6 protein-coding genes are annotated in these 5,702 nt (G+C 71.0%); 1 reads left to right on the top strand and 5 read right to left on the bottom strand.

Features of this window, described 5'->3' with window-relative positions; translation table 11 throughout:
• Positions 1–207: 207 nt before the first annotated feature.
• Positions 208–1,680: a nucleobase:cation symporter-2 family protein gene (locus tag Q0112_RS15835; protein ID WP_297976942.1), complete on the bottom strand. Its 1,473-nt coding sequence runs from the start codon at positions 1,678–1,680 to the stop codon at positions 208–210.
• A 179-nt stretch (positions 1,681–1,859) separates the two neighbouring features.
• Here Q0112_RS15835 and gndA point away from each other — a divergent pair, with 179 nt between their 5' ends.
• Positions 1,860–3,287: an NADP-dependent phosphogluconate dehydrogenase gene (gene gndA, locus Q0112_RS15840; RefSeq protein WP_297976943.1), complete on the top strand. Its 1,428-nt coding sequence runs from the start codon at positions 1,860–1,862 to the stop codon at positions 3,285–3,287.
• 151 nt (positions 3,288–3,438) lie between these two features.
• On the opposite strand, the gene Q0112_RS15845 is transcribed toward gndA, so the two are convergent.
• From Q0112_RS15845 to Q0112_RS15860, 4 genes are all read right to left on the bottom strand, one after another.
• Positions 3,439–3,702 carry a hypothetical protein gene (locus Q0112_RS15845; protein ID WP_297976944.1) on the bottom strand — a complete coding sequence of 88 codons (264 nt, stop codon included), beginning with the start codon at positions 3,700–3,702 and terminating at the stop codon, positions 3,439–3,441.
• A gap of 30 nt (positions 3,703–3,732) precedes the next feature.
• Positions 3,733–4,068, bottom strand: a complete 336-nt coding sequence (locus tag Q0112_RS15850) for a hypothetical protein (protein ID WP_297976945.1) — start codon at positions 4,066–4,068, stop codon at positions 3,733–3,735.
• 145 nt (positions 4,069–4,213) lie between these two features.
• Entirely contained in the window at positions 4,214–5,413 is a 1,200-nt protein-coding gene (rocD, locus tag Q0112_RS15855; protein ID WP_297976946.1) for an ornithine--oxo-acid transaminase, read from the bottom strand.
• Positions 5,414–5,528: 115 nt separating this feature from the next.
• Positions 5,529–5,702 (bottom strand): arginase family protein (locus Q0112_RS15860; RefSeq protein WP_297976947.1); only part of this gene is annotated, 174 nt, incomplete at its 5' end.

Below are 5,702 nucleotides of genomic sequence, written 5' to 3' on the forward strand. Positions count from 1 at the left end.
TCCATGGTGACGATGCGGGCGTTCCGGACGAGAAGGCGCGACATGGGAATCCTCCGGGCTGGGAAAGACGATCCGGGGCCGACGGCCGCACCCCGGACGATGGCATGACTGCTTGCTGAACCTGGGATCGGCGTCATGCCCCGACCCCGTCCCCCCGCCGCCCGGCCTTCTCTCGGGCCGTGCGGGTTTCCGGGGGACGGGTCGGGCTCAATGGCCCCCGGCCGAGGCCAGCGGAACCTCGACGCCGTCCACGTCGTAGAGCTTGCCGTCGAGGAAATGGTCCCCGTGCTGCAGCTTCGCGATGTCCGCGAGCCGCACCACCCGATCGGCCGCGGGAGGATGTTCCATGCTGCCGCCGACCAGATGGTTGAACACGAGGTTGAGCGTGATCGCCATCAGCGCCGAAGAGCTGATGCCGGAATGGAAGATGGTCTGCACCCATGCCGGAAAGTGATGGTAGAACTCCGGCAGCACGATCGGAATCGTGCCGAACCCGATCGAGGTCGCCACGATGATCAGGTTCATGTTGTTCTCGTACTCGACCTTCGAGAGGATGCGGATGCCGCTGGCGGCGACCGTCCCGAAGAGCACGATGCCGGCGCCGCCGAGAACCGGGCTCGGGATCGCCGCCACGATCCGCCCCATCACCGGCAGCAGCCCGAGCGCGACGAGGATCAGGCCGCCGGTCGCCACGACATAGCGGCTCTTGACTCCGGTGACCGCGACGAGGCCGACGTTCTGGGCGAAGGCGCTCTGCGTGAACGAGCCGACGATCGGCGCGAGCGTGCTCGACAGCATGTCGGCCCGGAGCCCGTTGGCCAGCCGCTGCGAGTCCACCTTGGTGTCGACGATCTCGCCCACGGCGAGGATGTCCGCCGAGGTCTCGACCAGCGTCACCAGGATCACGATGAACATCGAGATGATCGCCGCGATCCCGAAGGTCGGATAGCCGAAGTGGAAGATCTGCGGCAGCGCGAAGACCGGGCCGTCGCCGACACGGGAGAAATCGGTCATTCCGACCGAGAAGGCGATCGCCGTGCCGATCAGGAGCGCGAGCAGGATCGACAGCCGCGACACCGCGGCGCTTCCGAACCGGCTGAGCAGCAGCACGATGACGAGCGTCACGCCCGCGAGCAGGATGTTCGCCATGCTGCCGTGGTCGGGCGCGCCGGGATTGCCGCCCATGGCCCAGAAGCCGGCGACCGGCATCAGCGTCAGGCCGATCGTGGTGATGACGATGCCCGCCACCAGCGGCGGAAAGAAGCGGATGACGCGGGAGAAGAACGGGGCGATCAGCAGGCCGAGCAGGGAGGCCACCATGACCGCGCCGAGAATGGCCGGAATGCCGCCGTCGCCCGAGATGGTGATCATCGTCGCGACGCCGGAGAAGGAGACCCCCTGCACCAGCGGCAACTGGCAGCCGAAGAAGGGCAGGCCCATCGTCTGCAGGATGGTCGCCACCCCGCCGGCGAAGAGCGACGCGGTGATCAGCAGCCCGATCTCGCCCGGTTCCAGGCCGGCGGCCTGCCCGATGATGAGCGGCACGGCGACGATGCCGCCGTACATCGTCAGGATGTGCTGCAGGCCGTAGGCGAGGTTGGCGACGACCCCGAGTCGCTCGTCCTCCGGCCGCGCGACCCGGGGTTCGGCAACCCGGGTTGATGTTGATTCGAAAGCCATTACGTTTCCCCCTGACGAATATGCCCCCGTCAGTGGCGCGCGGACCTGAACGGGAAGACCAGGACGCCAACCTAGCACTTGTCGCGCAGGTGGATTTCACGGATTTCCTTGAAGCTCCTTCGCGCCTTGCCCTTCATCGGAGGCCTCGCCATAGTCCGGGGCCGAAAAAGGGGAACGCGATGGCAGCGGATATCGGACTGGTCGGCCTCGGCACCATGGGCGCCGCTCTCGCGCTCAACATCGCCGAGAAGGGGTTCGATGTCGCCGTCTTCAACCGGACGACCTCCGTCACCCGCGGCTTCACCGCCGAGGCCGGACCGCTCGCCGCCCGGATCACCCCTTGCGAGGACCTCGCGGCGCTGGTGGCCGCGCTCGAGACGCCGCGGGCGATCATCCTCATGGTCCCGGCCGGCGCGCCGGTCGACCAGATGATCGCCGCCCTCCGCCCGCTGCTCGACGCGGACGACCTCATCATCGACTGCGGCAACGCCAACTTCCACGACACCCGCCGCCGCGCCGCCGAGGCCGCGGCGGCGGGCTCGCCCTACCTCGGGATCGGCGTCTCCGGCGGCGAGGAGGGCGCCCGCCACGGCCCCTCGATCATGGGCGGCGGCCCGAAGCCGGCCTGGGACCGCGTCGCCCCCATCCTCGAGGCCATCGCCGCCCGCTTCGAGGGCACCCCCTGCGCCGCCTGGATGGGCCCCGACGGCGCCGGCCACTTCGTCAAGACCGTCCACAACGGCATCGAATACGCCGACATGCAGATGATCGCCGAGATCTACGGCATCATGCGCGACGGCCTCGCCTTCGAGGCCGAGGAGGTGGCGCTCGCCTTCGAGGCCTGGAACCGCGGCCCCCTGCGCTCCTACCTGATCGAGATCACCGGCGAGGTGGCCCGCGCCGTCGACCCCGGCACCGGCCTCCCCGTCATCGACATCATCCTCGACCGCGCCGGCCAGAAGGGCACCGGCCGCTGGACCGCGATCGAGGCGCAGCACCTCGGCGCCCCCGCCACCGCCATCGAGGCCGCCGTCGCCGCCCGCAACATCTCCGCCCGCCTCGAGGAGCGCGCGCTCGGCGCCACCCGCTTCGCCTTCGCCTCGCGCTCGGTGCCGACCGAGCCGGCACTGCTCGACCGGCTGGAGGACGCGCTCCTCGCCGGCAAGATCGCCTGCTACGCCCAGGGCTTCGGCATCCTCGCCGCCGCCTCGGAGGAGTTCGGCTGGTCGCTGCCCATGGCCGGCATCGCCCGCGTCTGGCGCGCCGGCTGCATCATCCGCTCCGCCCTGCTCGACGACATGGCCCGGGCGCTCGAGGGCAACGCGGGCGAGAACCTCATGTTCGCGCCCCGCTTCGCCGAGATGCTGACCCGCACCCACGGCAGCCTGCGCGCCGTCGTCGCCCAGGCGGCGCTCGCCGGCATCGCCACGCCCGCCCTCGGCGCGGCGCTGGCCTATTTCGACATGATGCGCACCCGCCGCTCGACCGCCAACCTGCTCCAGGCCCAGCGCGACTTCTTCGGCGCGCACGGCTTCGAGCGCATCGACCGGCCCGGCGCCTTCCACGGCCCCTGGGGCAGCCACGCCCCGGAGCCTGTCCGCCACTGACCCCCTCCCCCGTGATCCGGATCACAGACCGCGCGGCCGAATCGCGCCATCCTCTGGTGCAGCCCCGGCGAGAGCCGGGCGCCAGGACCGAGGGTAACGAGTAGCGCGTAGCCAGTACCGGCGCCGCCCGCGGGGGCGGCGCCTCGCTTCGCTACCGCCGGACCCGGGCATAGGCCGGACGCGGCAGCGGCCGCATCCCGACCGGCGACAGGCGGACCTCGGCCAGCGGCAGCAGCGCCAGCGCCATTAGCACCAGCGTGCCCCCCAGGCAGTAGGCGGCGAACGCGGCCCCCCAGCCGAGCCCGCCCGCGAGGGTCAGGAGGCCGAGGGCGACCCCGCCCGCCCATCCGCCGAAAAGCGCCGGCCCGATCCCCTGCCCGCGCCCCTCGTCGCGGGCAGGGGGAACGTCAACCATTCCATTCACCGGAAGCATCGTGATGATCCTTCACCTGGACGAGAGGACAACGGCCGGCGCCGCCGCCGGTTCCGTGGCCGCCCCCGGCTCCGCGAGGAGACCGAGCCCGAGCAGCGCCAGCGCGAGCCCGGCGAGCCAGCGCCGGATCACCTCCGGGGTGAGACCCGGCCCGGGCTCCGCCCTCGGCCGCTCCGCCCCGCGCCCCGTCCCGCGCCCCGCCCCGCGCCCCATCCCGCGCTCCGCCCGGCACTCCGGCCGCTCCCGAACCACGCAGTGCGCCGCGCCGTGGATGTCGAAGGCGACCATCGTCTCGGGCCTCGGCCCGACCTCGGCGGCGCGGCCGCCATTCCGATCGATGCGCTCCATGTCGTGACCTCCGTGGAACTTGCACGGATAATCACGACAGAGTTGGTCGTATTAATCAAGAAAAAACTTTTGCCCACCCCGCGACCGGCGAAAGCCTTTGCACGACAAGGGAAAAACCCGCCACCGGAGCCCGCGGCACCGCCGGTCAGCGGAGGACGGCGGCGATTCGCTCCAGCGCCCAGTCGACCTCCTCCCGCTCGATGACCAGCGGCGGCGAGAAGCGGATCGTCTGCCCGTGCGTGTCCTTGGCGAGGATCCCCCGCGCGCGCAGCGCCTCCACCACCGGCCGCGCCGGCCCGGCGTCGGCCTGCAGCTCGACCGCCAGCATCAGCCCCCGCCCGCGCACCTCGCGCACCCGGTTCGAGCGCACCGCCTCCAGCCCGGCCTTGAAATAGGCGCCGAGCTCCGCCGACCGCTCGATCATCCCCTCCTCGACCAGCACCTTCAGCGACGCCCGCGCCACCGCGCAGGCGAGCGGGTTCCCCCCGAAGGTCGAGCCGTGCTGCCCCGGCTTCAGCACCCCGAGCACGTCCGAGTTCGACAGGACCGCCGACACCGGATAGAAGCCGCCGCCCAGCGCCTTGCCGATCAGCGTCACGTCCGCCTCGATCCCCTCGTGCTCCTCGGCGAGCAGCCTGCCGGTCCGCCCCAGCCCGGTCTGGATCTCGTCGAGGATCAGCGTGACCCCCCGCGCCGAGCAGATCTCCCGCACCCGCGCGAAATACCCCGCCGGCGGGATGATGACCCCGGCCTCACCCTGGATCGGCTCGACCAGGAAGGCGACGGTATTCTCGGTGATCGCCGCCGCGAGCGCGTCGGCATCCCCGAACGGCACGGTCACGAACCCCGGCACGAACGGCCCGAAGTTCCCCCGCGCGTCCGGGTCGGTCGAGAAGGACACCACCCCGAGCGTCCGCCCGTGGAAATTCCCCGCGCAGACGATGATCTCGGCGCGGTTCTCGGCCACGCCCTTCACCTCGTAGCCCCACTTCCTGACCGCCTTGATCGCCGTCTCCACCGCCTCGGCGCCCGAGTTCATCGGCAGGACCTTGTGCGAGCGGGTCAGCGCCGCGACCTCTTCATAGAAAAGCCCGAGCTGATCGTTGCGGAACGCCCGGCTGGTCAGCGTCAGCCGCCCGGCCTGCTCGACCATCGCCGCGAGGATCTTCGGGTGGCAATGCCCCTGGTTCACCGCCGAATAGGCCGCCAGGCAGTCGAGGTACCGGTTGCCCTCGAGGTCGGTCACCCAGACCCCCTTGCCCTCGGTCAGCACCACGTCGAGCGGCTGGTAGTTCGCCGCCCCGAGGCGCGTCTCGAGGTCGATCAGTCCGGCGGAATCGAGCATTCTTGTCTCTCCAGTCATCTCATGATCGCTCCGGCCCCTCTTGCACGGCACCGCTCGCGATGAGCACGGCCGGGGGCAACGGTGACGCTCGCGCCAGGATCTGCATGCGAGCCGATCACCCGGCCGCCACCGCGCCCGGCTGGCGGTCGAGCACGGTGCGGCCGAAGAGGCTCGCCACCAGCTCGGTCGCCGCGACGGCGGTGCGGCCGCGCTCGTCGAGGAAGGGGTTGAGCTCCACCACGTCGACCGACCCGACGAGCCCCGAATCGCAAAGCATCTCCATGACGAG

It is taken from the genome of uncultured Amaricoccus sp. (assembly GCF_937858865.1).
GTDB lineage: Bacteria > Pseudomonadota > Alphaproteobacteria > Rhodobacterales > Rhodobacteraceae > Amaricoccus.